Here is a 1,809-nt window from a genome sequence, read left to right as displayed (position 1 = left end):
GCATTAATGGATAAGGTATTCGCTATAGCGAACAATAAGGGGGGTGTGGGCATGACCACCACCTGAAACAACCACGAACCAGCCCTGGTGCCTACCAAGCGCCGGGTGCTGTTGATCGATCTCGATCCACAGGGCAACGCCACCATGGGGAGCGGTGTGGATAAACATGGCCTGGAAAACTCGGTCTACGACCTGCTGATCGGCGAATGCGATCTGGCCCAGGCCATGCACTACTCCGAGCACGGCGGTTATCAACTGCTGCCGGCCAACCGCGACCTGACCGCCGCCGAAGTGGTCCTGCTGGAAATGCAGATGAAGGAAAGCCGTCTGCGCAGTGCGCTGGCGCCGATTCGTGAAAACTACGATTACATTCTGGTCGACTGCCCGCCGTCGCTGTCGATGCTCACGCTGAACGCATTGGTCGCCGCGGACGGGGTCATTATCCCCATGCAGTGCGAATACTTCGCGCTCGAAGGCTTGAGCGACCTTGTGGATAACATCAAGCGCATTGCCGAGTTGCTGAACCCGAACCTGAAAGTCGAGGGTTTGCTGCGGACCATGTACGACCCGCGCCTGAGCCTGATGAACGATGTTTCGGCGCAGCTCAAGGAACACTTCGGTGAGCAGCTGTACGACACGGTGATCCCGCGCAACATCCGCCTGGCCGAAGCGCCAAGCTACGGGATGCCGGCACTGGCCTACGACAAGCAATCGCGCGGCGCTCTGGCCTACCTGGCCCTGGCGGGCGAGATGGTTCGTCGCCAGCGCAAAAATTCACGCATCGCCGCTGCCCAGCCAACTTAAGGAATCCCCATGGCCGTCAAGAAACGAGGTCTCGGACGTGGACTGGATGCACTGCTGAGTGGTCCGACCGTCAGCGCGCTGGAAGAACAGGCTGCGCAAGCGGATACCCGTGAACTGCAGCACTTGCCGCTGGATCTGTTGCAGCGTGGCAAATACCAGCCGCGTCGCGACATGGATCCGCAGGCGCTGGAAGAGCTGGCGCAGTCGATCAAGGCGCAAGGCGTGATGCAGCCGATCGTGGTTCGCCCGATTGGCGGTGGCCGCTTCGAAATCATCGCCGGTGAACGCCGCTGGCGCGCCAGCCAGCAGGCTGGTCAGGAAACCATCCCGGCGATGGTCCGTGATGTGCCGGATGAAACCGCGATCGCCATTGCGCTGATCGAGAACATCCAGCGTGAAGACCTGAACCCGATCGAAGAAGCCGTCGCCTTGCAGCGTCTGCAGCAGGAATTCCAGCTCACTCAACAACAGGTTGCCGAGGCTGTGGGTAAGTCCCGGGTGACTGTGGCTAACCTGTTGCGGCTTATTGCGCTGCCGGAAGTGATCAAGACCATGCTGTCCCACGGCGACCTGGAAATGGGTCATGCCCGTGCTTTGCTCGGTCTGCCGGACAATCAGCAGGTGGAAGGGGCGCGACATGTTGTCGCACGCGGCCTGACTGTGCGCCAAACTGAAGCACTGGTGCGCCAGTGGTTGAGTGGCAAACCGGAGCCTGTGGAAGCGGCCAAACCCGACCCGGATATCGCCCGGCTCGAGCAGCGTCTGGCCGAGCGCCTAGGCTCTGCGGTGCAGATTCGCCACGGGAAGAAGGGAAAAGGTCAGTTGGTGATCGGTTACAACTCTCTCGATGAGCTTCAGGGTGTGCTCGCACACATCCGCTGAAACATTTCCTCATGTAGCGCGCAGTCGGAAATCACTACCTGACAGTTGAATAGGGGCAGAACCGCCCCTATACTCTGCGCGCATTTTGGCGGCACTAATTCTGCCAAGTTATTGATTTTCGGG

At 60.0% G+C, this 1,809-nt stretch carries 1 protein-coding gene and 1 pseudogene; both read left to right on the top strand.

All coding sequences use genetic code 11. The features are described 5' to 3' along the window. Positions 1–6 precede the first annotated feature (6 nt). A pseudogene (locus ACIOUG_RS27020) lies at positions 7–804 on the top strand (ParA family protein). Positions 805–813: 9 nt separating this feature from the next. Continuing rightward, on the top strand, positions 814–1,686 hold the full coding sequence (locus tag ACIOUG_RS27015; protein WP_007960777.1) for a ParB/RepB/Spo0J family partition protein: 873 nt from the start codon (positions 814–816) through the stop codon (positions 1,684–1,686). Positions 1,687–1,809 lie beyond the last annotated feature (123 nt).

Origin of the sequence: Pseudomonas sp. NPDC087803, assembly GCF_044742995.1 — a bacterium.
In the GTDB taxonomy this organism is placed as follows: Bacteria; Pseudomonadota; Gammaproteobacteria; order Pseudomonadales; family Pseudomonadaceae; genus Aquipseudomonas.
The sequence above is the reverse complement of the archived record's forward strand: the minus strand, read 5'-3'. Positions and strand labels throughout refer to the sequence as shown.

What these genes read in the sequence shown, in the direction of transcription:
- ACIOUG_RS27015 (WP_007960777.1), top strand. Translation starts at nt 814, where the DNA reads ATGGCCGTCAAGAAACGAGGTCTCGGACGTGGACTGGATGCACTGCTG.